The 25,542-nt window shown below is 47.3% G+C and carries 27 protein-coding genes, 1 tRNA gene and 5 pseudogenes; 2 read left to right on the forward strand and 31 right to left on the reverse strand.

Going from position 1 to position 25,542, the window contains the following annotated elements:
- Nucleotides 1-83: 83 nt before the first annotated feature.
- From map to CMR00_13320, 29 genes and pseudogenes are all read right to left on the reverse strand, one after another.
- Nucleotides 84-911 carry a type I methionyl aminopeptidase gene (gene map, locus CMR00_13180; GenBank protein PIO46979.1) on the reverse strand — a complete coding sequence of 276 codons (828 nt, stop codon included), beginning with the start codon at nucleotides 909-911 and terminating at the stop codon, nucleotides 84-86.
- 31 nt (nucleotides 912-942) lie between these two features.
- On the reverse strand, nucleotides 943-2,277 hold the full coding sequence (locus CMR00_13185) for a preprotein translocase subunit SecY (protein PIO46952.1): 1,335 nt from the start codon (nucleotides 2,275-2,277) through the stop codon (nucleotides 943-945).
- A gap of 21 nt (nucleotides 2,278-2,298) precedes the next feature.
- Nucleotides 2,299-2,886 carry a 50S ribosomal protein L15 gene (locus CMR00_13190; protein PIO46953.1) on the reverse strand — a complete coding sequence of 196 codons (588 nt, stop codon included), beginning with the start codon at nucleotides 2,884-2,886 and terminating at the stop codon, nucleotides 2,299-2,301.
- A 48-nt stretch (nucleotides 2,887-2,934) separates the two neighbouring features.
- The gene (locus tag CMR00_13195; GenBank protein ID PIO46954.1) at nucleotides 2,935-3,132 is read right to left on the reverse strand and encodes a 50S ribosomal protein L30; all 198 of its coding nucleotides are present in this window, start codon (nucleotides 3,130-3,132) and stop codon (nucleotides 2,935-2,937) included.
- Between the two features lie 13 nt (nucleotides 3,133-3,145).
- On the reverse strand, nucleotides 3,146-3,664 hold the full coding sequence (locus tag CMR00_13200; protein ID PIO46955.1) for a 30S ribosomal protein S5: 519 nt from the start codon (nucleotides 3,662-3,664) through the stop codon (nucleotides 3,146-3,148).
- Nucleotides 3,665-3,683: 19 nt separating this feature from the next.
- Complete coding sequence (locus CMR00_13205) at nucleotides 3,684-4,049, reverse strand: 50S ribosomal protein L18 (GenBank protein ID PIO46956.1); 366 nt, start codon at nucleotides 4,047-4,049, stop codon at nucleotides 3,684-3,686.
- A gap of 65 nt (nucleotides 4,050-4,114) precedes the next feature.
- Complete coding sequence (locus tag CMR00_13210; protein ID PIO46957.1) at nucleotides 4,115-4,654, reverse strand: 50S ribosomal protein L6; 540 nt, start codon at nucleotides 4,652-4,654, stop codon at nucleotides 4,115-4,117.
- A gap of 17 nt (nucleotides 4,655-4,671) precedes the next feature.
- Nucleotides 4,672-5,067: a 30S ribosomal protein S8 gene (locus CMR00_13215; protein PIO46958.1), complete on the reverse strand. Its 396-nt coding sequence runs from the start codon at nucleotides 5,065-5,067 to the stop codon at nucleotides 4,672-4,674.
- 78 nt (nucleotides 5,068-5,145) lie between these two features.
- Nucleotides 5,146-5,416 (reverse strand): annotated as a pseudogene (locus CMR00_13220) (30S ribosomal protein S14).
- Between the two features lie 17 nt (nucleotides 5,417-5,433).
- A pseudogene (locus CMR00_13225) lies at nucleotides 5,434-6,076 on the reverse strand (50S ribosomal protein L5).
- A 69-nt stretch (nucleotides 6,077-6,145) separates the two neighbouring features.
- Nucleotides 6,146-6,421: a 50S ribosomal protein L24 gene (locus CMR00_13230; protein PIO46959.1), complete on the reverse strand. Its 276-nt coding sequence runs from the start codon at nucleotides 6,419-6,421 to the stop codon at nucleotides 6,146-6,148.
- Between the two features lie 100 nt (nucleotides 6,422-6,521).
- Nucleotides 6,522-6,597, reverse strand: a tRNA-Gly gene (locus CMR00_13235).
- 35 nt (nucleotides 6,598-6,632) lie between these two features.
- A complete protein-coding gene (locus CMR00_13240; protein ID PIO46960.1) occupies nucleotides 6,633-7,001 on the reverse strand; it encodes a 50S ribosomal protein L14 in 369 nt (122 codons plus the stop codon).
- A gap of 42 nt (nucleotides 7,002-7,043) precedes the next feature.
- On the reverse strand, nucleotides 7,044-7,334 hold the full coding sequence (gene rpsQ, locus CMR00_13245) for a 30S ribosomal protein S17 (protein PIO46961.1): 291 nt from the start codon (nucleotides 7,332-7,334) through the stop codon (nucleotides 7,044-7,046).
- A 107-nt stretch (nucleotides 7,335-7,441) separates the two neighbouring features.
- Nucleotides 7,442-7,654 carry a 50S ribosomal protein L29 gene (locus CMR00_13250; protein ID PIO46962.1) on the reverse strand — a complete coding sequence of 71 codons (213 nt, stop codon included), beginning with the start codon at nucleotides 7,652-7,654 and terminating at the stop codon, nucleotides 7,442-7,444.
- A gap of 17 nt (nucleotides 7,655-7,671) precedes the next feature.
- Complete coding sequence (locus CMR00_13255) at nucleotides 7,672-8,109, reverse strand: 50S ribosomal protein L16 (protein PIO46963.1); 438 nt, start codon at nucleotides 8,107-8,109, stop codon at nucleotides 7,672-7,674.
- 24 nt (nucleotides 8,110-8,133) lie between these two features.
- Nucleotides 8,134-8,949: a 30S ribosomal protein S3 gene (locus CMR00_13260; protein PIO46964.1), complete on the reverse strand. Its 816-nt coding sequence runs from the start codon at nucleotides 8,947-8,949 to the stop codon at nucleotides 8,134-8,136.
- 30 nt (nucleotides 8,950-8,979) lie between these two features.
- Nucleotides 8,980-9,420 (reverse strand): 50S ribosomal protein L22, encoded by a 441-nt coding sequence (locus CMR00_13265; GenBank protein PIO46965.1) that lies wholly within the window; start codon nucleotides 9,418-9,420, stop codon nucleotides 8,980-8,982.
- 11 nt (nucleotides 9,421-9,431) lie between these two features.
- Nucleotides 9,432-9,731, reverse strand: a complete 300-nt coding sequence (locus tag CMR00_13270; GenBank protein PIO46966.1) for a 30S ribosomal protein S19 — start codon at nucleotides 9,729-9,731, stop codon at nucleotides 9,432-9,434.
- 15 nt (nucleotides 9,732-9,746) lie between these two features.
- Nucleotides 9,747-10,586 carry a 50S ribosomal protein L2 gene (locus CMR00_13275; protein PIO46967.1) on the reverse strand — a complete coding sequence of 280 codons (840 nt, stop codon included), beginning with the start codon at nucleotides 10,584-10,586 and terminating at the stop codon, nucleotides 9,747-9,749.
- Nucleotides 10,587-10,610: 24 nt separating this feature from the next.
- Nucleotides 10,611-10,919 (reverse strand): 50S ribosomal protein L23, encoded by a 309-nt coding sequence (locus CMR00_13280; GenBank protein ID PIO46968.1) that lies wholly within the window; start codon nucleotides 10,917-10,919, stop codon nucleotides 10,611-10,613.
- A gap of 12 nt (nucleotides 10,920-10,931) precedes the next feature.
- Nucleotides 10,932-11,564: a 50S ribosomal protein L4 gene (locus tag CMR00_13285; GenBank protein ID PIO46969.1), complete on the reverse strand. Its 633-nt coding sequence runs from the start codon at nucleotides 11,562-11,564 to the stop codon at nucleotides 10,932-10,934.
- Between the two features lie 13 nt (nucleotides 11,565-11,577).
- Complete coding sequence (locus tag CMR00_13290) at nucleotides 11,578-12,207, reverse strand: 50S ribosomal protein L3 (GenBank protein PIO46970.1); 630 nt, start codon at nucleotides 12,205-12,207, stop codon at nucleotides 11,578-11,580.
- Nucleotides 12,208-12,293: 86 nt separating this feature from the next.
- The gene (locus CMR00_13295; protein ID PIO46971.1) at nucleotides 12,294-12,605 is read right to left on the reverse strand and encodes a 30S ribosomal protein S10; all 312 of its coding nucleotides are present in this window, start codon (nucleotides 12,603-12,605) and stop codon (nucleotides 12,294-12,296) included.
- A gap of 78 nt (nucleotides 12,606-12,683) precedes the next feature.
- A complete protein-coding gene (gene tuf, locus CMR00_13300; GenBank protein ID PIO46972.1) occupies nucleotides 12,684-13,865 on the reverse strand; it encodes an elongation factor Tu in 1,182 nt (393 codons plus the stop codon).
- Between the two features lie 43 nt (nucleotides 13,866-13,908).
- Nucleotides 13,909-16,027, reverse strand: a pseudogene (fusA, locus tag CMR00_13305) (elongation factor G).
- Between the two features lie 48 nt (nucleotides 16,028-16,075).
- Complete coding sequence (locus CMR00_13310; protein ID PIO46973.1) at nucleotides 16,076-16,543, reverse strand: 30S ribosomal protein S7; 468 nt, start codon at nucleotides 16,541-16,543, stop codon at nucleotides 16,076-16,078.
- 17 nt (nucleotides 16,544-16,560) lie between these two features.
- Complete coding sequence (locus tag CMR00_13315; protein PIO46974.1) at nucleotides 16,561-16,977, reverse strand: 30S ribosomal protein S12; 417 nt, start codon at nucleotides 16,975-16,977, stop codon at nucleotides 16,561-16,563.
- Between the two features lie 376 nt (nucleotides 16,978-17,353).
- Nucleotides 17,354-19,118, reverse strand: a pseudogene (locus tag CMR00_13320) (30S ribosomal protein S1).
- Nucleotides 19,119-19,424: 306 nt separating this feature from the next.
- On the opposite strand from CMR00_13320, the gene CMR00_13325 reads away from it, so the two are divergent.
- Both CMR00_13325 and CMR00_13330 read left to right on the forward strand, forming a co-directional pair.
- Complete coding sequence (locus CMR00_13325) at nucleotides 19,425-19,910, forward strand: GNAT family N-acetyltransferase (protein ID PIO46975.1); 486 nt, start codon at nucleotides 19,425-19,427, stop codon at nucleotides 19,908-19,910.
- A complete protein-coding gene (locus CMR00_13330; GenBank protein PIO46976.1) occupies nucleotides 19,879-20,727 on the forward strand; it encodes a glutamate racemase in 849 nt (282 codons plus the stop codon). Before CMR00_13325 ends, CMR00_13330 begins: the two co-directional genes overlap by 32 nt.
- A 36-nt stretch (nucleotides 20,728-20,763) precedes the next feature.
- Here CMR00_13330 and CMR00_13335 read toward each other — a convergent pair whose 3' ends face one another.
- Nucleotides 20,764-23,346, reverse strand: a complete 2,583-nt coding sequence (locus tag CMR00_13335; protein PIO46977.1) for a hypothetical protein — start codon at nucleotides 23,344-23,346, stop codon at nucleotides 20,764-20,766.
- 174 nt (nucleotides 23,347-23,520) lie between these two features.
- A pseudogene (acs, locus tag CMR00_13340) lies at nucleotides 23,521-25,409 on the reverse strand (acetate--CoA ligase).
- Between the last annotated feature and the right edge of the window lie 133 nt (nucleotides 25,410-25,542).

A 25,542-nucleotide genomic window follows, 5' to 3' on the forward strand; every position in this document is an offset into this window, starting at 1 on the left:
TCTGTTCTCTTTGTGAGCTATTTAGGTGATAACTTGCGTTAGTTTAAGACTGAAGTAAATCCCGTGTGTCGTTATACCAGTGTCTAAACTGCCTCGATTTTCTTCATTTCTTTTTCTAGCGCAGGCTTTTGCTTGCGCGAATATGTTAAAATTTCAGCTTTACCTTTACGCACGACCACTGTGTGCTCAAAATGTGCTGCGGGCTTTTTATCAGCAGTAATTGCCGTCCAAGTATCTGATGCAATGATTGACTTACGTGATTTACCTAAGTTAATCATGGGTTCAATTGCCAGACACATGCCTTCTCGCAGGAAAACGCCCGTATTGCGCTTGCCGATGTTTGGCACTGGCGGCTCTTCATGCAGGCGTGTGCCGATGCCATGTCCTACCATGTTTTCAATGACACCATAGCCGAAGCTCTCTGCATACTCTTGAATGGCGGCTGAAATGTCATACAGACGCTTTCCGACCACCGCCTCTTTAATGCCGCGCTCCAAGCACTCTTCTGTCACTTTCACCAGTTTTACTACTTCGGGTTTGACATTACCAACAAGAAACGTGCGTGCTGCATCGGCATGATAACCGTTCTTGTAGGCGCCGCAGTCCACGGAAATCACATCACCATCTTTCAATACGCGCTTTGGACTTGGAATTCCATGCACAACTTCTTCATTGATGGAGGTGCAGAGTGTTGCAGGGTAGGGCTTTACGCCACGGGCACCTTTTGGTACATAGCCTAAAAAACTTGGGATGGCGTCCTGAGAGCGAATGTACTCTTCAGCCAGTTCATCGAGCCGTTTGGTTGTTATGCCTTCTCGGATTTCATCGGCTAGCATATCTAATGTTTCTGCCACAATGCGTCCGCTTTCTCTCATGAATTCAATTTCGCGCTCACTTCTTGCCGTTACCATCGTTGCTGTTCTCTCTTTTTGTGGATCTTTTTTATGCAGGAACACTACGACCTTTGAGCTTACCTGATTTCATAAAGCCGTCGTAATGGCGCATCAAAAGATGGCTCTCGATTTGTTGTAAGGTATCGAGTGCAACCCCAACAATAATCAGCAAACTTGTGCCTCCGAAGAACTGTGCAAAACCGGGTGTTACATTGCCAAACTTTGTGAGCAAAGTCGGCAGAATAGCAATGATAGCTAGTGCAATTGCCCCAGGCAGTGTGATTCGTGTAAGAATGTTGTCAATGAATTCAGATGTTGGTTTTCCCGGACGTACGCCCGGAATAAAGCCACCTTGTTTCTGCATTGTATCCGCCACATCTTTTGGATTAAACGCAATGGCAGTGTAGAAATAGGTAAAGAAGACAATCAAGATACCAAAGATGATAGCATAGCCCCATGAGTCGTAGGAAATAAACGCACTCACACTTTGCATAGTTTCGCTTTCTGGGAAGAATGAGACGATTGTACTTGGAATAAACATAATGGACTGTGCAAAGATGATTGGCATCACGCCTGCAGTGATGACACGCATTGGAATGTATTGTGTCGTTCCACCATAGACCTTTCGTCCTACCACTCGTCGTGCGTACTGCACTGGAATTCGGCGAGTGCCGACGGTCAAAAACACTACGCCTGCCACGATGAGCAGCATGAAGCCAAGCACAATGATTTCTACAATCAAATTCTTGCTGCCTGATGCCACCAACTGCCACTCACCCACTAACGCTTGCGGGAAGCGTGCTAAGATACCAATCATGATGATGAGCGAAATACCGTTGCCAATCCCACGCTCTGTGATTCGTTCACCGAGCCACATTGTGAAAATGGTTGCCGCTGTAAGGGTGATAATCGTGGACAGTGTGAAGAAGAAGCCGGGGTCTGGCACAATAGGCTGCCCGAATGACGATGGACTTGAAAGACTTACACTGACTCCCCATGCTTGTAGCATAGCTACCAAGACCGTTCCGTAACGCGTAAGCTGCGTGATTTTCTTTCGTCCTTCTTCGCCTTCTTTCTGTAACTTTTGGAAGTATGGCGTTACGGCGCCGAGCAACTGAATGATAATAGAGGCTGAAATGTAGGGCATAATTCCCAACGCAAACACCGACGCACGCTTGAAGGCACCTCCTACGAAGAGATCAAACAGCCCGAAGAGGTCATTGGTTGGTCCTTGTCCAGCGTCAGCGACGGCGGAGGCATCCACACCTGGGATAGTGATATGTGAGCCAATGCGATAGACCACTAACAACCCTACTGTGTAGAGAATTCTATCTCTGAGCTCAGGAATTTTGCTGATATTTCTGATGCTGTCAATGAGTTTCATCGTTCTCTTTGGTTAGCGCATTTACTTCGTTGCGGTCGCTTTTGCCGCTTTGCGTGCGGCTTTAGCAGCTTTCTTAATTTCTTCAACAGGCTTCTTTGGCATGAGCAGTGCCTCTTGCAGCGGTTTTGTTTTTTCCATCATCTTGGCTTCCTCAAGCGTTCGTGCTGCCACAATGACTTTGCCACCTGCCTTTTCGATCTTTTCTTTTGCACTGGCGCTGAACGCGTGTGCTGTAACGGTCAGTGCAACACTTAATTCGCCATCGCCTAAGATTTTCACACGTCGACGCTTTGCTGAAACTCCTACTTTTGCTAAGGCTTCAAGCGTTACCTCAGATTGCAACTTGCCCTTCTTCACCCATGTATCCAGCTGACCGACACTTACGGTCTCAAATTCTTCACGGCTTGGGTTATTGAACCCGTACTTTGGTAGCCTACGGAAAAGTGGCATCTGTCCGCCTTCTTTGAACGAACTGGTATAACCACTTCGTGCTTTATGTCCTTTGTTGCCTCTGCCTGCAGTGGTTCCATTTCCTGACCCTGGTCCTCGACCTACACGCTTACGCGATTTTCTTGACCCTACGGCAGGGCGAAGTGTGCTTAAATTCATACGTGTTACCCTTGTGATTTCGGCGGTTCTTTGAATTTACAAAATTTATTATTGGACTTCCTCGACCTTGACAAGATGCTCCACCACACGAATCTGACCACGTAAGTGCGGGCTGTCGTTCAGCACTACTGAGTAGCTTGGTCTACCTAACTTCAGCGCTTTGATTGTCGCTTTCTGTTTTTTGGTTGAGCCAATCACGCTACGCACCTGCGTGATTTTGAGTTTCTTTGCCGTTGATTCCGACATTGCTTTGACAAGTTTAGGATTGATAGACTTCGGTTAAGGATTTTCCGCGTCGTTCTGCAACATCACGTGCATCACTAAGGCTTTGCAAGCCTTTGACGGTCGCCTTAACAACATTGTGTGGATTTGAGGAGCCAAGCGATTTTGTCAGCACGTCTTTAACCCCTGCGCTTTCCAAGACAGCGCGCACAGCGCCGCCAGCAATAATGCCTGTGCCTGGCGTTGCAGGTTTGAGCAACACCTTTGCTGCGCCAAACTTGGAAAAAACCTCATGTGGAATTGTTCCTTTGACAATTGGTACTTCCACCACATTCTTTTTAGCATCTTCAATCCCTTTGGCGATGGCATCTTGCACTTCATTAGCTTTGCCCAAGCCGTAGCCGACATGTCCTTCACCATCTCCAACGACCACGATAGCATTGAAGCCAAAGCGTTTACCACCCTTGACTACCTTTGCTGTGCGATTCACTTGAACTAACTTTTCCTTGAGGTTCAATTCGCCTGGTCTAATTTTTTTCTGCGATTGTCTTGCCATTTTGTAACTCTGTTTTCATTTAGAATTCTAAACCGCCTTCGCGCGCACCTTCAGCAAGTGCGCGGACGCGTCCGTGATAGCGGTATCCATTTCTATCAAATGCCACTTTCGTGATACCAATGGCTTTTGCTTTTTCTGCAATGGCTTTACCAATTTCTTTGCTTACTTCGGTTTTTTTCTTGCCTTTTAGCAACGGGATCATCGCTTTTGAATTGCTCGTTACCGCAGCTAACGTCCTTCCGTTTTCGTCATCAATAAGCTGTGCGTAGATATGATTCAGACTGCGATAGACTGAAAGACGCGGCTTTTGTGCCGTGCCTGAGACCTTGCTGCGCACTCGCGCTTTGATTCTTTTTCTGCGTCGTGTTTTAAGAAACGGATTCATAGCTCAATTTTGCTTTATGAAAGCGATAGTTGCCGCTTTCAGAAATGGTTGAAGTTACTTAGAAATTACTTACCTGCTGTTTTGCCTTCCTTGCGGCGAATAACTTCGTTTTCATACTTAATCCCTTTGCCTTTGTAAGGCTCCGGTTTCTTGAATGAACGAATTTTTGCTGCCACACTCCCTACAAGTTCTTTGTCAATACCGCTTACAATCACGTTGGTTGGCTGTGGCACTTCTACTTTGACACCTTCTGGCGGCTTGAAATAAATTGGATGCGAATAGCCGAGTGAAAAGACGATGTAATTGCTTTTTGCTTCCGCTTTGAAGCCCACACCTACAAGCTCCAACTTGCGCGAATAGCCTTGTGAGACACCTACAACCATGTTATTGATAAGTGCCCGATACAGTCCGTGCATGGCTTTAGTTTGTTTCTCATCGTTGTGCCGCTCCACCTTCACGCTTTCGGGTTCTACTTTGACCGTGAGTGCGCCACGCAGCGGTTGCTCCAACTTCCCCTTTGGTCCTTCGACTTTAATGATGCCGTCTTTGACTTCCACTTTTACGCCTTTTGCCAGTGGAATGGCTTTCTTTCCAATTCTTGACATGCTTTTCTCCTCCGTGTTTAGCTGATACGGAACAAGACTTCGCCGCCAACGCCGGCTGCACGGGCTTCCTTATCCGTCATCAATCCTTTGGATGTAGTCAGCACGAAGAGCCCCAGCCCACCCAAGTATTTTTTGATGTCTCTACCTTCATAGACACGGCGTCCGGGCGTGCTCACGCGCTGTAGACTTTTGATAGCGTGCTGTCCGTATGCATCGTATTTGAGTTGCACGCGCAACACAGGAAATTTCCCTGTTTCAATAACTGTGAAGTCTTTGATGTACCCTTTGTCTTTAAGCAATGCAGAGATACCCACTTTTAGTTTTGAGCTGGGTATATCCACCGTTTTATGTTTCGCTTTCGCAGCATTGCGAATGCGCGTCAAGTAGTCAGCGATTGGATCGGTAACTGGCATTTGCGGTTTAGGTTTCTTCGCGCGTCCTGCAAAATCTGCCTCACTTTGCAGCAGCCGCGAAGGTTGAAGAAATTAGGTCTACCAACTTGCTTTTTTCATTCCTGGAATTTTGCCCTCGAGCGCAAACTTGCGCAAGATGTGGCGACAGACGCCATATTTTCTATAGACCCCGCGCCCTCTGCCTGTGATAGAGCAGCGGTTGCGAAAACGCGTCGGTGAGCTATCGCGCGGTAATGCCCGCAAGGCTTCCATGTTGCCTTCTTCTTTTAATTTCTGGCGACGCTCAGCGTAAAATTCAATTTTTTCTCCTGCGCTTTTCATTTCGCGCAATCACACTTTTTTTTGCCATAGCAAATTTTAGTCAAGTTAATTTTTCTTTCTGAATGGCATACCCAGTTCTTTGAGCAATGCGTAGGCTTCCTCATCGGTCTTAGCCGTTGTTACAAACGTGATATCCATTCCGTTGATTTTTGAGACCTTATCAATATCAATCTCTGGGAAAATAATTTGCTCTTTGACACCGAGCGTATAATTGCCTCGACCATCGAAACTGCTATCGCTGACACCTCTGAAGTCTCTAATGCGTGGAATTGCAAGCGAGATGAGCCTATCCATAAACTCGTACATTCGGTGTCGGCGCAGCGTAACGCGGCAACCAATCGGTTGATTTTCTCTTAGTTTGAAGTTCGAGATCGCTTTCTTTGACTTTCGAATCTCTGGCTTTTGCCCCGTGATTTGTGCAAGTTCTTTGACTGCCATTTCCAAGAGCTTTGGATCTTGCGCTGCTTCACCGATGCCGATATTGATAGCAATTTTTTCAAGGCGCGGCACCATCATCACATTTTTTATACTTGAATTGTTCCATCAGCCGCTTTACCACTTCCTGACGATATTTCACAAATAGTCGTGGCGGTGGCGCTGGTTCGTTTGAGAGCGGCGCAGCAGCTTTAGCTGGTTCTTCGCCTTTCTTTTTTTGCTGCTTTTGTTTTTTTTGCTCTTTTTCTGCCATAGTTCAGTGAAAAATTATGAAGATGGTCTTTGTCATCTCCGATTTAATTCTCGTGCTTGTCTTTGTGTGTTAGGAGACTTTTTTTACATTAGACGCATGAATCGGCATCTCACGCTCAATGATTGCACCTTGTGGCTGATTTTTATTCGGGCGTGTGTGTCTCTTGCGGATATTGACCCCTTCGACAATCACGCGATTTGTCTCTGGAAAGACGCGTAACACTTTGCCTTGATAGCCTTTTTCACGGTCTGCACCAAGACCCTGTGCGGACGTGATGGTTTTGAGTAGCATCACGGTATCGCCTTTTTTGACATGTATTTTCTGTCTCTTAATGCCCGTCTTCATTTCTTTTGTGCTATGTCGTTAATTTTTCCTTTTCTAAAGTGCTGCATCGTCTCCATTTTGTTGTTAGACCTTGTTAGAGCGGCACGATGCGGCAGTTTTCTTGAGCGGGAGACGGGACTCGAACCCGCGACCAACAGCTTGGAAGGCTGTGACTCTACCAACTGAGTTACTCCCGCATTAGAAAGAACTTTGAAATGCTGAAGCTTCAAATTTACAACACTTCAGGCGCAAGCGAAATAATTTTTGTGTATTGCTTGTCACGCAATTCTCTTGCGATTGGTCCGAAGATGCGAGTGCCCCGTGGTTCGCCTTGTGCATTGATGAGCACGACGGCATTTTCATCGAATCGAATATAGGAGCCATCTTTTCGGCGGTATTCTTTTTTTGTTCTCACTACGACTGCACGTGAGACTTCCTTTTTCTTAACGGTCCCACCGGGGATTGCAGCCTTGACGGATACAATCACCACATCGCCAATGCTTGCATACCGGCGTCTTGTACCACCGAGCACATGAATCACTCGAACTTTTTTAGCACCGCTATTATCGGCGACGACCAAATTGGTTTCATTCTGAATCATAGAAAAATATCCTTTCTGATTTTTATGGCTTTCTTGTCAGGATTACTTTGCGCGCTCCACAATTTCAGCTAATGTCCATGCTTTGCGTTTGCTGAGCGGTCTGGTTTCCACAATGCGCACCACATCGCCGATTTTTGCATCATTGTGCTCATCATGCGCCATAATTTTCGTTGTCTTTCTAAAGTATTTCTTGTAAATCGGGTGCTGCACGCGCCGCTCGATAGCAACAACAATGCTCTTTTGCATCTTGTCACTGATGACCTTACCAATTTTTTTCGCGCTTATTTGTCTTTTTTTGAGCAGTACCTGCTTTTTCTGCAGCAGCTTGCGCATCACCTTCAACAGGCTTTACTTCTTTTTGTGTTGCCTCTTCTTGTGCGGCTTGCGCGTCTTGTGATAGCGTTTGTTCTTCTGACATCATTCTCGTCTATGTTTAGCGTTCAGGCTTTTTTCTCTTTTTCAGCATCAAGCTCTTTTTGTCGCAAGAGCGTTTTCATTCGCGCAATATCTTTTCTCAAGTTTCGCAAAATCATCGGGTTGGTTGGCGGCTCAATTGCCTTGTTGAACTTGATGTTTGCGATTTGTTCTTTGCACTCTTTGATTCGCTCTTTCATCTCAGCTTCGGAGAGTGCTGCAATTTCATATTTCTTCATCGTTTCTGCTCCTTTAGTTACTTCTTTGCAGTTGCAGTTTCCTCATAATCGGGGCGCACCACAAATTTCGTTTTGATAGGTAGCTTTGCGGCTGCCAGTCGGAATGCTTCTTCGGCGGTCGCTTTTGGCACGCCGTCGATTTCGAACATGATACAGCCTGGCTTTACTGGCGCTACCCAAAACTCTGGCGCACCTTTTCCTGAACCCATTCGTGTTTCTGCAGGTTTCTTGGTTACAGGCTTATCAGGGAAAATGCGAATCCACGATTTACCGTCGCGTTTCATGTAGCGCGTCATGGCTACACGAGCAGCTTCGATTTGTCGGCTTGTAATCCAGCCCATGTCTAAGGCTTTCAAGCCAAACGAGCCAAATGCAATTTCTGTACCCCGTGTCGCATTACCTTTCATTCGTCCGCGCTGCATCTTGCGATACTTTACTCGCTTTGGCATCAGCATAGTAGAAGTCCTCCAAACTCAAATTTAATTTTCTGATGTACTGGCTGCACCAGTGTTTTCTGTATTACCGCCGCCTTTACTGCCACCGCGGCGTCTTCTGCGGCGTCTGCTACCTTGCTTTTCGCCTCGCTCTTGACGTCCGCGTGCCTTTTCGCGTCGGTCGCGCACTTTTTGGCGTTCTTCCTCTTCGAGCGCTTCAATGCGCTGTCCAAGAATCTCACCTTTGTAAATCCAAACTTTCACGCCCACTGTGCCTGTGATGGTAAAGGCAGTGCTTTGCGCATAATCAATATTTGCGCGCAAGGTATGCAATGGGACTTTACCTTCTTTGTATTGTTCCATTCGGGCAATTTCTGCGCCTCCCAGTCGTCCGCTCACCTGTACGCGTACACCTTCTGCCCCAGCGCGTGAGGCTTGCTGAATCGCTTGCTTCATTGCACGACGAAACGCTACGCGTCCTTCAAGTTGCGCGGCAATGTTATCGGCGACAAGTTGGGCGTCTAACTCTGGCTTTTTGATTTCGATGACATCAATCTTGACCTCTTTCTTTGTTAATTTGCCCAGTTCTTGACCCAGCGTATTGATTTCTTCGCCGCTTTTTCCGACTACTGCTCCGGGACGCGCCGCATAGATATAGAGTTTGATATTTTTTGTTGTGCGCTCAATGACAACTTTCGAGACGCCTGCTTTTTGGCGTTTCAGACGTGCCATCACATAGTTGCGAATCACATAGTCTTCTTTGAGCTTATCGGCAACTGCTGGAGAATTATCATACCAGCGAGAATCCCAGTCCTTGATAATGCCAAGTCTGAAGCCGTTTGGATTTACCTTTTGACCCACGAGTGTATCCCTTTCGGTTTGCGTTAATTTTTAATTCGTCTCTGCCTTGTCCTCAACTGTGCGGGCTGATTTTGGCGCACGCTTATCCACCACAATTGTCAAGTGGTTTGAGCGTTTTCGGACACGATAGGCTCTGCCCATGGGTGCAGGCAAGATACGCTTGAGTGTCACACCTGCATTGACAAAGGCTTCTACGATGTAAAGGTCGCGCTCGCTGACTGGTTCATTATTACGGGTCATGTAGTTTGAGACCGCAGAACGCAGTGTGCGCAACACATTACGTGCGGCATGTTTGGTTGAGTTCTGTAGAATTGCTGTTGCAGTTTCTACATCTTTGCCGCGCACCAAATCTACGACCAGTCTCATCTTGCGTGGCGAAGTTGGCGTATGGTTAAGCGACGCCATGCTTCGTGTCGCTTTTCGCCGCGCTTCTTTGCGCGCTTCTGCTGCTTCACGTTTTCTTGCACCCATTTTTTCTCCAATTACTTTTTACCGGGCGCTGAACCCGATTTTTCTTTCTTATCTCCAGATGTATGTCCTCGAAATGTTCTGGTTGGCGCAAACTCTCCGAGCTTGTGTCCTACCATATTTTCCGTGATATACACAGGCACGTGCGTCTTGCCATTATGCACCGCAATGGTGTGCCCTACAAATTCTGGTGAAATCATGGACGCACGTGACCATGTTTTGAGCACCTTTTTCTGGTTCTTTTCATTGAGTTCTTGAATACGCTTCAAGAGCCGCTCTTGAATGAACGGACCTTTTTTCAGAGAACGAGGCATAGTGAATCGTACTGGTTATGCTTTTCTTCTATCGCGCACAATAAGTTTTGATGATGCTTTTTTCTTATGGCGTGTTTTCAAACCTTTAGCAAGTTGTCCCCACGGTGATTTGGGGTGTTTGCGTCCGCCGCCTGACTTAGAACGCCCTTCACCGCCACCCATTGGATGGTCGACAGGGTTGCGTGCCATACCTCGTGTGATTGGGCGAATACCCAGCCAGCGCGAGCGGCCTGCTTTGCCTAACGAGATATTTTCGTGCTCCAAATTTCCGACAACACCGATAGTTGCTCGGCATTCAATTCGTACTTTGCGCAATTCGCCTGAGGGCATTTTCAGTGTTGCGTAGTTACCTTCTTTTGCAAGCAGCGTCGCAAAAGTGCCTGCCCCGCGCGCAATTTGGCCTCCCTTACCGACTTTCATCTCAATGTTATGCACTTCTGTGCCCACAGGGATATTTTTCAGCGGCAGGGCATTACCAATTTTGATATCGGCATGTTCGCCTGTTTCAATTTTATCGCCTACCTTAATGCCGTTTGGCGCAAGAATGTATCGGCGCTCTTTATCTTCGTACTCTAAAAGCGCAATTCGTGCCGAGCGATTCGGGTCGTATTCAATTGCAATCACTTGCGCGTTGATACCATCTTTATCGCGCTTGAAATCAATGATGCGGTAGCGTCGTTTTGCGCCGCCCCCCATGCCACGACAGGTTATTCGCCCTAAGTTGTTGCGTCCACCTGTTTTTTTCAGCGGTACGGTCAAACTTTTCTCAGGCTCTGTCTTTGTGATTTCATCAAACGTCGGAAACGACATAAAGCGCGTTCCGGGCGTTCTTGGCTTCATATTGCGTACTGGCATATCTCTTAATTTTGTGCGTTATGATTATCCTTGTTGCGTTCCCGACGTGCCGTAGTAATCAATCTTTGAATCCTTTGAGAGCGTTACATACGCTTTTTTGAGGTCAGGTTTTTTGCCCACCTGAATCCCTTTGCGTGTAAATCGCATTTTACGTTTTCCCTCAATGAACGCTGTGCGCACAGACTCGACTTTCACGCCAAACTTTTCTTCGACCGCTTTTTTGATATCTTCTTTTTTTGCTTCATGATGCACTTCAAAAACATACTGATTTTTCTCTTCAGAGAGCTTCAGCGCTTTTTCAGTCAGTATAGGACGAATCAAGATATTTGTCATCGTGCATTCTCCTTAGTTCATACTTAGATTTTCTTCCAACACTTTGACCGCACTTTTTTGCAAGAGCAGCGTTTTGCAATTGAGAATATCGTATGTCGACGCTTTCTGCGCTTCCAGCACCGCTAAGTAGGGAATATTTCGTCCCGACTTGTAGAGCGTCTCATCTTTACCTGCTGTTAGGAAGAGTGTCTTTTTGTCACTTAGCCCCAAGTTTTTCAATACAGCTGCCATCTCTTTGGTTTTGATTTGCTCCATCTTGAAATCTTCTACCACGACAATTGCAGCAGCTTTCGCTTTGTAGCTCAAGGCAGATTTGCGGGCAAGTTGCTTTAGCTTTTTATTAATTTTTACCACATAGTCATGTGGTCTTGGTCCAAAGATGGCGCCACCGCCAGTGAGCAACGGCGATCGCTGTGAGCCGCGTCGTGCCCCGCCAGTCCCTTTTTGGCGATAAGGCTTTCTGCCACCGCCGCGCACTTCTGCGCGCGATTTTACTTTGTGCGTACCTTGTCGCTGATTAGCCATAATGGAACGCACATCCATGTATATGGCATGATCATTTGGCTCAATTTCGAAAATTGCGGGATTTAGTTCTATGACTTCGCCGCTCTCGGCGCCTGTTTTCGTCAGCACTTTAAGTTGCATAATTCTTTTTCTCTTATCCTTTTGCGGTAACGATTTGCACATAGCCGCCTTTTTTGCCCGGCACAGCGCCTTTGACGACTATCAAGTTCGACTCTGCAAGTACCTTCATTACTTTAAGATTTTTTGCAGTAACAGTCTCACCGCCCATTCTTCCTGCCATTCTCAAGCCTTTGAACGAGCGTGACGGGAAGGATGAGCCGCCTAACGAGCCAGGCGCACGCAAGCGGTCAGATTGACCATGCGTTCTGCTGCCGCCCCCAAAGTGATGGCGTTTTACAACGCCCTGAAATCCTTTTCCTTTTGAGATACCAATAACATCTACAAGGTCACCTTCTTTGAAAATATCAGCCTTGAAACTGTCGCCTGCTTTAAGCTCAAGTCCAAGGGTTTCTTTGCGAAACTCCTTAACAAAGTACGCTGGCGAAAGATTAGCTTTTTTGAAGTGTCCTTGCTGCGGCTTCGGTGTGCGCGAGACTTTCTTCTCGTCAAATGCCACTTGATATGCAGCATAACCGTCTTTCTCAACGGTCTTTACTTGTGAAACATAGCAAGGCCCAGCTTCAATTACTGTGCAAGGAATAACTTTACCTTTTGCATCGTAGATGCTGGTCATTCCGACCTTTTTGCCCAGAATCGCACTCATACTTGTTTGATTTTGTAACCACGAAATTTTTCGGGTTAATGAATCTTTAGAATGTCTTTTTTTGCAGAGTTTCTCCAGCGTGTGGTTCAGCCTTTGATTTCCACATCAACGCCGCTGGGGAGTTCCAACTTCATCAGCAAATCTATTGTCTTACCGCTTGGGTTAATGATTTCGATTAACCGTTTGTGCGACGCCACCATAAACTGCTCACGCGACTTCTTATCTACGTGTGGCGAGCGGTTAACGGTGTAGACTTGTGACTCCGTCGGGAGTGGAATCGGTCCCGAAATAATCGCATCTGTTTGCTTGACCACATCAATGATTTTCTCCGCCCATTTATCCACCAAGCTGTGGTCGTAAGACTTTAACTTGATGCGGATTTTTTGCTGTGCTGCCACGACCTAGTGCTGTTGAGTTTTTAGGACAAAAAAGGAGTGAGCGCTTTATGCCCACTCCTTAAACCCTGTAATATGTTTTTACTCGATAATTTTGGTTACTGCACCTGCGCCGACAGTTTTACCTCCTTCACGAATAGCGAAGCGTAAGCCTTCATCCATAGCAATAGGCGCGATCAGTTCAACCTCAATGCTGACGTTATCGCCCGGCATAACCATTTCCACACCTTGTGGCAAGGTTACGACGCCTGTTACATCCGTTGTTCTGAAGTAGAACTGTGGACGATAACCTGAAAAGAAGGCTGTATGACGGCCACCTTCTTCTTTTTTCAGAACGTAGATTTCCGCTTTGAACTTTGTATGTGGCGTAATTGAGCCGGGCTTTGCAATGACCATACCGCGCTCTAAGTCTTTCTTTTCAATACCACGCAGCAACAAGCCCGCATTATCGCCAGCTCGACCTTCATCAAGGTTCTTGCGGAACATCTCAATACCTGTAACCACAGACTTCTTAGTCGGTCCAAGACCGATAATTTCAACTTCTTCGTTGAGTTTGATGATTCCTCTCTCAATACGACCGGTACCGACTGTACCACGTCCCTGAATTGAGAACACATCTTCAACAGGCATCAGGAAGGGCTTATCGATATCGCGCTTTGGTGTTGGGATATATCTATCGACTTCATCCATCAGCTGCATGATGGCAGGCACCCACTTCGGGTCACCATTCAGCGCGCCGAGTGCAGAACCGCGAATGATTGGGATCTCATCGCCGGGAAATTGGTAGCTGGAGAGCAACTCACGCAGTTCCATCTCGACGAGTTCAATCAGTTCAGGGTCAGCAATATCGACTTTGTTGAGGAACACCACAATGGCAGGCACATTTACCTGACGCGCCAAAAGAATGTGCTCGCGCGTTTGTGGCATTGGACCGTCAGTTGCAGCCACCACGAGAATTGCACCGTCCATCTGCGCTGCGCCTGTAATCATGTTCTTGATGTAGTCAGCGTGTCCAGGGCAGTCAATGTGCGCATAGTGACGGTTCTTGGTCTCGTACTCCACATGTGAAGTTGAGATCGTAATCCCGCGGGCTTTTTCTTCGGGCGCCTTGTCAATTTGGTCATATGCCATCGCTTGTGCCAGCCCCGCTTCTGCCAGAACTTTCGTAATGGCAGCCGTAAGCGTCGTCTTGCCATGGTCAACATGACCAATCGTACCGATATTGACGTGGGGTTTATCGCGCTTAAAGCTTTCTTTTGCCATAGTTGGTGATTCCTCCGATAACTGTGATTAGATGCGTTAGAAATTATGCGGTAACCTTACTTGTGCCGCTTTTTTCGATAATTTCTTCAGCGACATTTCTTGGCACTTCTTCGTAGTGACTAAACTCCATGGAATAGCTCGCACGACCTTGTGTCATTGAGCGCAGGTCTGTAGAGTAGCCAAACATTTCCGAGAGCGGTACTTTTGCGTTAATCACTTGTGCACCTGCTCGTTCCGTCATTCCTTCAATGCGTCCACGACGGCTGTTAAGGTCGCCCATAACTGTACCCATGTATTCCTCGGGTGTTGTTACTTCAACAGCCATAATCGGCTCTAAAATGTATGGGTCGGCCTTACGTGCACCTTCTTTGAAGCCAATTGATCCAGCAAATTCAAATGCCATTTCCGAAGAGTCTACTTCGTGATACTTGCCATCAAACAGTGTAACTTTAACATCTTGGACAGGATAGCCAGCCAGCACACCATCTTTGATGGCGCCTTCGACACCTTTTTGTACCGCTGGAATGTATTCTTTCGGAATTGCCCCACCCTTAATTGCATTGACAAATTCAAAACCCTTACCTCTCTCGAGCGGCTCAAGAATCAGGTTTACCACGCCAAATTGACCTTTTCCACCTGATTGACGCACAAACTTCCCTTCCACTTCAACCTTGCGGCGAATGCTTTCGCGGTAGGCTACTTGCGGCTTACCCACATTAGCTTCTACCTTAAATTCACGCTTCAATCTATCTACAATGATCTCCAAGTGAAGTTCACCCATTCCCGCAATGATAGTCTGCTGCGTCTCCTCATCTGTACTCACACGGAAGGTTGGGTCTTCTTCAGCAAGTTTTTGTAGCGAGAGACTGAGTTTGTCAGAATCTGCTTTCGTCTTCGGCTCAATTGCAATTTGAATCACAGGCTCTGGGAAGCTCATCTTCTCGAGCACAATCGGCTTGTTTTCGTCGCAGAGCGTATCGCCCGTGCGCGTGTCTTTCAACCCGACCGCTGCTACAATATCACCTGTAAGCGCTTCTTCAATTTCCTCACGGTGATTGGCATGCATCTGCACAAGTCGACTGATGCGTTCCTTCGTACCCGATACAGAATTCAACACATAGCTACCTTTGGTTAGCTTGCCTGAATACACACGGAAGTAAGTCAGTCGCCCAACAAAGGGGTCAGTCATAATTTTGAACGCAAGTGCAGAGAAGGCTTCGTTGTCATCGACCTTGCGCTCAATTTCTTCTCCAGTTTTTGGATGTGTCCCTTTGATTGCAGGAATATCAAGTGGCGATGGCAAGTAATCAATCACCGCATCAAGCAAGAACTGCACACCTTTGTTTTTGAAGGCTGACCCGCACAGTACCGGCACAATTTTCGAGCTCAGAGTCGCCTTGCGTAGTGCATCACGCACTTCTTCTTCTGAAATGTCTTCGCCGCCGAGATATTTTTCCATCAAGTGATCGTTTACTTCGGAGACGGCTTCCAACATATTGACGCGCCACTTCTCTGCTGATTCTTTGTATTCAGCTGGAATCTCAATTTCCTTGTAGCTTGTCCCATCTTCAGCATCATAGACTACCGTCTTCATTCGAATAAGATCAATCGAACCCTTGTAGCTCTCTCCTTCGCCATAAGGGATCTGAATCGGGACAGCATTTGCGCCAAGCCGTTCTTTCATCATATCCACACAGCGGAAAAAGTTTGCACCCACTCTATCCATCTTATTCACAAAAGCAATGCGCGGCACTTTTATACTTTGTTGCCTGACGCCACACCGTTTCCGACTGCGGTTGCACACCTGCAACAGAGTCGTAGAGCGCAACAGCGCCATCCAAGATGCGCAGCGAGCGTTCTACTTCAACCGTGAAATCGACATGTCCAGGTGTATCAATAATGTTGACGCGATGCTTTTTGTCTTTGAAGTTGCCATATTTCGGTGTCCAGAAGCAAGTCGTCGCTGCCGAAGTAATAGTGATACCGCGTTCTTTTTCCTGTTCCATCCAGTCCATTGTAGCCGCACCATCATGGACTTCACCCAAGCGATGCACTCTGCCTGTGTAGTAAAGAATGCGCTCTGTCGTCGTCGTTTTACCCGCGTCGATGTGCGCCATGATACCAATGTTTCTAACTTTTTCTAACGAGACTTGTCTGGGCATATTTTGTCGTGCTTACCTGTTAAGTTTAGTTTGTAAAATCTCTACTGCTTAGAACCTGAAATGTGAGAACGCCTTGTTTGCTTCCGCCATCTTATGAACTTCTTCTTTTTTCTTTACTGAACCGCCTTGATTATTCGCTGCATCAAGCAATTCTGCAGCTAATTTATCGGACATTGTTTTTCCACTACGCTTCTTTGCATTTTCCTTAATCCATCGAAGTGCAAGTGCGATTCGGCGGTCGGCGCGCACTTCCATCGGAATTTGGTATGTGGCTCCACCAATGCGCTTACCACGCACTTCCACCACCGGCGCAACATTAGACAAGGCTTTCTTGAAAACATCAATACCCTCTTCTTGCGTCTTTCTTGTAATTACATCAAACGCATCATAGACAATGCGACGAGCTATATTCTTCTTTCCGCCTTGCATGATACAGTTAATCAGCCGCCCAACCATTGGGTCGTTATACCTGGCGTCACCCTGAACCAATCGTTTTGTTGCGTGTTTTTTTCTCATCTTTCAGACTCACTCACTTACTTTTTCTTTGCCGAGGTTGCAGCGGCACCTTTTGCGCCACTTGCTCCTGATTTTTTTGCACCATATTTTGAGCGCCCGCGCTTGCGATCTTGAACGCCAGCAGTATCCAAAGAGCCACGAATAATGTGGTAGCGCACACCTGGTAAATCTTTCACGCGACCGCCACGAATCAGCACGATAGAGTGCTCCTGCAAGTTATGACCTTCTCCGGGTATGTATGCAATCACTTCTTGCTGATTGGACAAGCGCACTTTTGCAACTTTTCGCAGTGCAGAGTTCGGCTTTTTCGGCGTTGTCGTATAAACTCTTGTGCATACGCCGCGCTTTTGCGGACAAGCCTCCAGGGCTGGAACTTTCGTTTTTGCAAGTTTCGTATATCGCCCTTTTCGAACTAATTGCTGAATCGTTGGCATTTGTTTTTTGCCTAATTTTCCCCTAAACTTTTTCCCGTAGATTTTTCTACCCCTTCAAGTTTGCCTCTACCCTTTTCGTTGCTCTTTAGCTGCTCTTCTGTGCTTACCTGCAACATCTCTTAGCATCTGCAGCGCAGGCTTATTCTCTTGACGATTCGTAAACCTACCCCAAAAGCTCGGGCTTCTTAAGCAGGGCTTCGTTCGTTTTTTGGATAGTGTGCAAACACAAAGGACTGCAAAAGTAAGGTATTGTTTTTAATTTTCAAAATCCTTTTCTTGTTTTTTTGAATTCTTTTCTTTTCACTCCATTTGTGTCGAAGCAAAGAGGCGCCTGATTGCAGACGCCCCTCTACAGAATTGCGATTTCAATGCCGCGCTATGATGCTGATGGTTCAACTTTTTGTGTCTCATTGGTCGGCGGTGGCACATCCAGTGCAGCAGAAGCCTCTTGAATTTTCTGCTTCTCGTTGGGATGTGCGCGCATATACTCCTCAATTTCTTCTCGGCTCTTGCCTTTGAAATACTCCAGTGCAGAGAGAATAATGCGGCGGTTTTCTTTGTCGAACTCAATTACTTTGAGTGGGAGCTCGTCATAGATTTTGAATGACGAGTGAATGTCGCGTACGCCGCCTTGCAAGAGATGTGAAGCAGGCACAAATCCATCAACCCCCAGCGGCAATTCCACCACCACACCTTTTTCAATGATTTGAGTAATCTTACCTTTCGTTTCTGTGCCCACTGTATAGACAGTCTCGAAGTTATTCCATGGGTCATCTGTGATTTGCTTATGTCCAAGCGCAATGCGGCGTGCTTTGACATCAACTTTCAACACTTTGACTTGCAATTCGTCATTTTTTTTTGACCAATTCACCGGGATGTCGAATCTTCTTTGTCCAAGATAGGTCAGAGATATGCACCAAACCATCTACACCGGGCTCTAATTCTACGAAGACACCGAAGTCCGTCAGGTTGCGCACAATACCTTTGTGAATTGTATCCGGCGCATACTTTTCGGCAAGCTTAAGCCATGGGTCGGCTTCGACTTGCTTCATGGAGAGTGAGAGTTTGGTATTCTCTTTGTCAATGTTGAGAATCACGCACTCTACTTCTTGTCCCATTGACACAAACTGATTTGGGTGTTTAATGTGCTGTGTCCAACTCATCTCGCTAATGTGCACCAAGCCTTCAATGCCTTTTTCAATTTCAATGAAGACGCCGTAGTCGGTAATCGAGACAACTTTACCTTTGACCTTATCACCGACTTTATACTTTGCATCAATGTTTTCCCACGGGTGTGGTGTCAGCTGCTTCATGCCGAGTGAGACGCGCTGCTTTTCTTCATCGTAGCCAATGACCACGACTTTGATTGGATCATCTAACTTTACGGCTTCGGATGGGTGCGTGATGCGTCCCCAAGTAATATCAGTGATATGAACCAAGCCGTCGAGTCCGCCCAAGTCCACGAAGATGCCGAAGTCTGTGATGTTTTTGACTGTGCCTTCCAGCACCATACCGACTTTGATATTTGCCAGCATCTCTTTGCGGCGCGCTTCATACTCGGCTTCAAGAATTACTTTATGGCTAACGACGATATTTTGCGTCAGTGGATTGATCTTGACCACGCGGAACTCCATCGTTTGTCCGACGAGGGCATCGAAATCGCGCACGGGCTTAACATCAATTTGGGAGCCAGGCAGAAACGCTTCTACGCCGCTGAGCGAGACGGTCATGCCGCCTTTGACGCGCGCGACAATTTTTCCCATCAGGGTCGTCCCTTTCTCCAGCGATTCGTAAATCTTCTCCCAGATGCGCATAGCGTCCGCTTTGCGCTTTGAGAGAATCAGTTGCCCCATTTTATCTTCAATGCTTTCGAGAAAGACCTCAATTTCATCGCCTACTTTCAACTCAGTTGGGTCACGGAACTCTATAAGCGGAATAATCCCTTCTGACTTGAAGCCTACATCTACAGAGACGTCTTTGTCAGAGATATGCACGATACGTCCTTTGACAATTTCGCCTTCTGTCAGTTCATTGAGTGTGCCCGAGTACATTGATTCAAGTTGCTTCAATTCTTCGTCTTGGTACTCGGCGAAGAATCGAACGCGCGTAGGCTTTTTGGTTTTCACCGTATCGGTTGACATGTTAGTGTCGTTTGCATCGCTGCTTTTTTGCGCAGACATTTCGGCGACTTGCATTTCTGCCATTCAGTTTATCCTTCTCTCTTGTTTTTGCCGCTGTCGTTCCCAGAGAGAAGGAACGGGCGGTTTTTGGTTATTGGAATTTTCAAAAATAAATCGAAGAATCGAAGACAATATCAGCCCCGAAGTGTGTTCAGGGAATGAGAAATAAAGATAGGAAAAACTTCTTACTCAAAAAAGTCGAGACGTGTTTTTGTTGCGTAAGCCGCAGTTGCTAATGTATTTTTGTGTTTTTGTTACACTACAACGATGATGTTTCAGATTGCACCTCTTCAAAGCGAACATAAAGAGCCGATTCGCACGCTGCTCTTTGAGACAGGTGCATTTCGCCCTGATGAAATCGAGGTTGCAATGGAACTCATTGATGACACTCTTGCGCGCCATGGTGTGCTCTTGCCAGAGGATTATCATATTTTTGTAGCCCTTGATGAGCCGAATGTCTTAGGCTATGTTTGTTTTGGCAAAACACCCATGACGCTTTCCACTTTTGATCTGTATTGGATTGCGGTGTCGCCACAGGTGCAAGGCAAAGGCGTTGGGAGAGCCTTGTTTGACTTTGCCTGCAAAGAGGCGCGTGCCATGGGTGGTGCGCTCTTGGTTATTGAGACTGCCTCGCAGCCAAAGTATGAGCCAACGCGCAAGTTCTATGAGAAAGTTGGCTGCACACTTGAAGCCAGAATCAAGAATTTTTACAGCATTGGCGATGACAAACTTATCTACACCAAAGCCCTTTGAAGGACTGCAGAGCGACGCTCCGATTGGGATTTTCGACTCGGGCGTTGGCGGTCTGACGGTTGTGCGTCGCATTATGGAGCGCTTACCGAATGAGCGCATTGTTTATTTTGGCGATACGGCGCGAGTACCCTACGGTACCAAGTCTGTTCCCACGATTCGCAAATACGCTGCTGAAGATACTGCGCTTTTACTTAAAGAATCTCCGAAGGTGATTGTTGCGGCTTGTAATACGGTGTCGGCTTTAGCTTTAGACATTGTAGCGCAGGTTGCTAATGGAATTCCTACGATTGGGGTTGTTGCGGCAGGTGCGCGCCTTGCTGCAGAGCGCAGTCCGAGAGGGTGCATCGGCGTTATTGGCACGGAAGCTACTATCAGCTCAGGCGCATATTATGACGCCATCAAGCATCTGAAGCCCACGGCAAAAGTTTTTTCCAAAGCCTGCCCGCTTTTTGTACCGCTGGCTGAAGAAGGACTTCTCTCTCACCTTGCTACGCGACTTATTGCAGAGGATTATCTTTCCGAGTTAATTACTCAAGAAATTGATACACTGGTTTTAGGCTGTACGCACTACCCGCTCTTGCGCAATGTTATTGCAGATGTGGTGGGCGAATCGGTCTTAATTATTGACTCTGCGGAAGCTGTCGCGCTTGAAGTTGAGTTGCTGCTTTGCGCCGCACGCTTGCTCAATCCGAATGTGCATCACTTGCCATCGAAGTTTATCGTAAGCGATTTGCCCACGAAATTCAATCGTATTGCTGAATGTTTCTTAGGCTTTTTGCCCCAACACATTGAAGTTATCTTCCCTGATTTGCATTGAGCATGTCAGGCGAACCTTACAGCCAGCTATACTTTTTTAGAAGACTGCACTAATACCTAGAGTTGGCACAATTGGCAGCATTCCATTAGCAAAGCGGATGACATTCGGCACCTGTCCTACAGGCACGTCCCATTCTACATCGTGCTCATACCCAATGACATTGGTGCGGTTATAGAGGTTAATGACATCGAGGTAGAAATCCCAACGTGCGCCCCAAAACTCCGCATGTGCAGTCAGGCGTACATCCAAGCGATGATATTCAGGCAAGCGAGCGGCGTTGACGTTTTCTTCGCCTCCAAAATCCAAGGAGAACATCGTGCGTCCAAAGAGCGGGTCTTCTTGCACTGCATAACGTCCATCAGGCATTTGAATGATGCGCGGCTGCAAGCCGATGGCTAAGGTCACAGGAAAGCCGCTGCCGTAGCGCCAACGAACTGCTAAGTCGAGCCAATCGTTGATTTTGTAGCCGCCCACAATGTTAATCGTGTGCCGCTGGTCAAAGTTAAATGGAATCGTCAGCCCATCTCGATAGCGATTAGCAAAGGCGAGTGCATAACTTATCCACCCGTTGAAGCGGTCTTGCGATGATGTCAGTCGCTTTTCCAGTAGCACTTCAAGACCGTAGGCTTCACCACGTCCATCATTGACAGGGATAGCTGAGAGCAATTGTCGGCGTTCTGGCGTTGGGGTCGACCAATTTCTGACGTTGTAAGCATCGCCACCAAGGAAGCGTGAGGTATACACTGTTTGCTCTTCTTTGCGCTGGACAATCAGGTCGTTGAAGAGTTTGTAATAGGCTTCAGCTTTGAAGAGCCATTGATCGCTTAGCCATCGGTCAATTCCCAAGACAAAGTGCATGGCGCGTTCAGCACGCAGCGAGCGAATGTAGTCGGCATCACGCAGATCAATAAACTGCTGCTGGTCGATAAGTTTCTCATAGCCGGGCGATTGCACATACATGCCCCATGCTCCACGCAAGGTTGTATTTTCATCGACGGCAAATGAGACATTGAAGCGCGGCGAGAGATAAATCTTCTCAATGATTTGGTAGTAATCGAGCCTCAGACCGGGCTGAATGAAGAGTTTGCCATCAATTGCTTCGAAGCGATCTTGAATGTAGAAGTTGCTACGCAGGTAAGACTGCTGTTGTCTGACGGTTGTATCAAGTGGCAGTGCGCCTACTCTGCCAGAGGCTTGTGCGGCAAGAAACCCTGCTCGCAGTTGTTCATTTGGTCGCAAGTAGAAGAAAATGGATGTTGTCAGCACGTCCAATGCACCGCCCACTTCAAGGAAATGTTTGTCCCACTTGTGCCAAAAGTCATTTCTAAAATTCCACTTTTCGAAGCCGAAGGCATTTTCAGATTGCAAAGTTGCTGCAGCAAGTTGAATGACAGCTTGCGGATTAGCTTGAAGTGCACTATCGACTTTGTCAGGCGGATAGTTCAGGCGATCGACAAAGTTACCCGCAAAGCGCGATGAGCCAGCGTTGTTATACCACGACACCGTGAATTTGTTAAGTGTATTAGCATCGGGTCGGAAATGCCACGACAGCCCAGCCACATCATTGCTGGTCAGGTTACCGACATTGATGCTATCGGGTTGATCTGCATTTCGGGCAGAGCTAATCACATCGATACCATCGCGTCCGATGATGCCTGTAAATTGCAGGCGGTGTTGCGGTGCAAGCTGAAAGGCAAGTCTCATTTGCACATCCGCAAAGTTTGGGAAAGCCGTGTTACCTTCGACAAGACGGGCACCGCGCAAGATAGGTCCAACAATGAGGTCATAGTAGGTGCGCCGCGCCGAGATTATCCATGAGCCTTCAATGCCAAAAGGAGCTTTGCCTTCAGCTACGACATTTGCGTCAGTTACATTGGCGTTAATTTGCGCCGTGAAGTATCGATCGCGCACGCCATCACGGTTGGTTACATCGAGCACCGCCGAGAGCCTATCACCATACTTTGCAGGGAAGCCACCTGTGATGAGGCTAATGTCTGCAATCGTTTCGGGATTGAACATGCTGATTGTACCATAGAGCCGATAGGGATTGAAGACTTCGATATCATCGACCAGCATCAAGTTCTGGTCAGGTCCTGAGCCGCGTATGAACAGTTGCGATGAGAAGTCGTTTGCGGCTAAGACACCCGGAATTGCTTGCAAGCCGCGTAGCACATCCTCGACACCACCTGCTAAATTTTTCACCTGTTTTGGCTCGAGCTTATAGAGACTTGTGCGCACATCTTCTGCTGGTTGACGATAATTTTCAGCGATGACTTGAATTTCATTTGCCTCTATAACCGTTTCCTGCATTTCCAGTGTGAGGGTCTGTGTCTTGCCATCTTCAATGGTGATACTACGCACAAGTTGCTTGTAGCCAATCAAATTGGCTCGCAGCGTATAGGTGCCTGCAGGAATGTTTTCGATCTTGAAGCTACCATCGGCTTTTGTGATGGCGCCAAATTCTGTGTCATCAATGCGAATGACCACACCTGCCAGTGGTTCTTTGCTTGTGGCATCAACTGCTTTGCCTTTGAGCGTGCCTGTGGCAAAGACTATCTCATTTAATGCGACAGTTAAAACAGCAAGGGCGATGAGGGCTTTTACGACTTGCATTTTCATCGTGACCTACAAATAGGTTTAGGTTTTATGCCTTAAATCCTGCTCCAGGAACGCTAGATGTGGCAATGAAAGTTTAGCCAAGCAAAGTTATGATAAACTTTGCATTGTGCCGTGCCGTGAATATGCCCCTAATTCAACTCAATGACAGTTTGATGTAAAGTCGCTACGAGTTCGCTAATCTGCAAGTGTGGACAGATCTCCTGCGTCTTGTCCCAGCGATTCAGCTTTGAGCAATCGGCGCACGATTTTGCCGCTGCGTGTTTTTGGCAATGCGTCTCGAAACTCAATTTCACTGGGTGTGGCGATAGGTCCTAATTCGCGCCGCACATGATCGCGCAGCACACTCTTGAGTGTTTCATTGGCTTCATGTCCTGCTCTCACCACCACAAAGGCTTTGATGCGTTCGCCCTTAATTTCATCAGGCAAGCCTACCACTGCCGCTTCAGCTACGGCACTGTGCGTCAGGAATGCACTTTCAACTTCTGCTGTGCCGATGCGATGCCCAGCCACATTCATCACATCATCGGCTCTGCCCAGCACGCAGATGTAGCCTTCTTCATCGTAAAAGGCCACATCGCCTGAGGCATAACAGCCTTCAAAATCTTCCCAGTATTTTCTGTAGCGTGCGTCATCGCCCCACACGGTTCGCATCATGTAGGGCAACGGTCGGCGTAAGATGAGCAATCCACCCTGATTGGGCGCCACAGGTTTTCCCTCGGGCGTTACGATATCCACAACAGCCGTTGGCATAGGCTTGCCTGCTTTGCCAAGTTTCGCTTTAAATGCCGGCAGTGTGCCAATCACAGGCGAAGCAATTTCTGTTTGCCACCAATTATCGACCACAAAGCCACGATCACCTAAAATTGTCTCTTGCGCCCACTGATGTGCCTCTGGGTTGAGCGGCTCGCCTGCGCAGGCAATCAAGCGCAGCGAACTGGTGTCAAATTTTTTACATGTTCTGCACCATACTTCATAAACATTCGAACCGCTGTGGGTGCAGTAAACATCAAATTGACTCCATGTCGCTCGACAGTTTGCCAAACAATTCCCGGATGCGGATAGTCAATAGCACCTTCGCGTGCCAGCACGGTTGCACCGTTCAGCAACGGTCCATAGACGATATAACTATGCCCAACAATCCAACCGATATCAGAGGTTGCCCAAAAAATGTCGGTTTCTTTGATGTCATAGAAAGCACGCGAGAGGTAGTAGGTGCCCACCATATAGCCGCCGTGCACATGCACGACGCCTTTGGGTTTGCCTGTTGTGCCGCTTGTGTAGAGAATGAAAATTGGATGCTCTGCGTCCACGATTTCAGGCTCGCACCATTGCGGTTGATGCTCAATGAAGTCAAAGAAATCTACTTCGCGCGATGATGTCAGTTCCTGCTTTGGCTCTTGACGACGCAGCACCACAATTTTTTCAATAAACTCAATGTCGCGCACAGCTTCATCGACAATGCTTTTGAGATTGACCGTCTTACCAGCGCGGTATGTGACATCGGCACAAAACACCACTTTGGCGCCGCAATCTTCAATGCGTGTTCTGAGCGCACCGACGCCCATGCCTGCATAGACCACAGAGTGAATTGCACCGATGCGCGCACACGCTAGCATGGCATAGATTCCTTCCACAGTGAGCGGCATGTAGATAATCACACGGTCACCTTTCTTCACCCCTGCAGCTTTGAGTGCATTAGCAACTTGTGAGACACGACGCAACAGCCGATCATAAGTTACCACAACTTCCTTACCACTTTCCGTCGTCCAGATTATTGCCACTTTATTTCGGCGATGACTGTTGACGTTTCGGTCGAGAGCATTCACCGTGATGTTTGTCTTCCCACCAATAAACCACTCGTGGTGTGGCGGCTCAAACTTTAAGACCGTATGCCATTTTTCTTGCCACCAGAGTTCATTAGCAATCCCCTCCCAAAATTTCTCAGGCGCAGAAATGCTGTATCGGTAAAGCGCATCGTAATCTTGAATCAGTGCATTTCTTCGAAGCGACTCAGGCGGGACGATAACGCGCTGCTCTGCAGTGAGTGTTTCAATAGAAGACATAGCCTTGTTACTCCTCCGTCGTTGTTAGTTGGAAAATAATGGTGTGGAAAGTTAGATAGGCAAACAGAGAGTTCAAAGCAAAAACACCTTGAAGGTTTTGTAAGAGTGCAAATTGTATTTAATCTTTAATCAA

The organism is [Chlorobium] sp. 445 (assembly GCA_002763895.1).
Classification (GTDB): Bacteria; Bacteroidota; Chlorobiia; order Chlorobiales; family Thermochlorobacteraceae; genus Thermochlorobacter.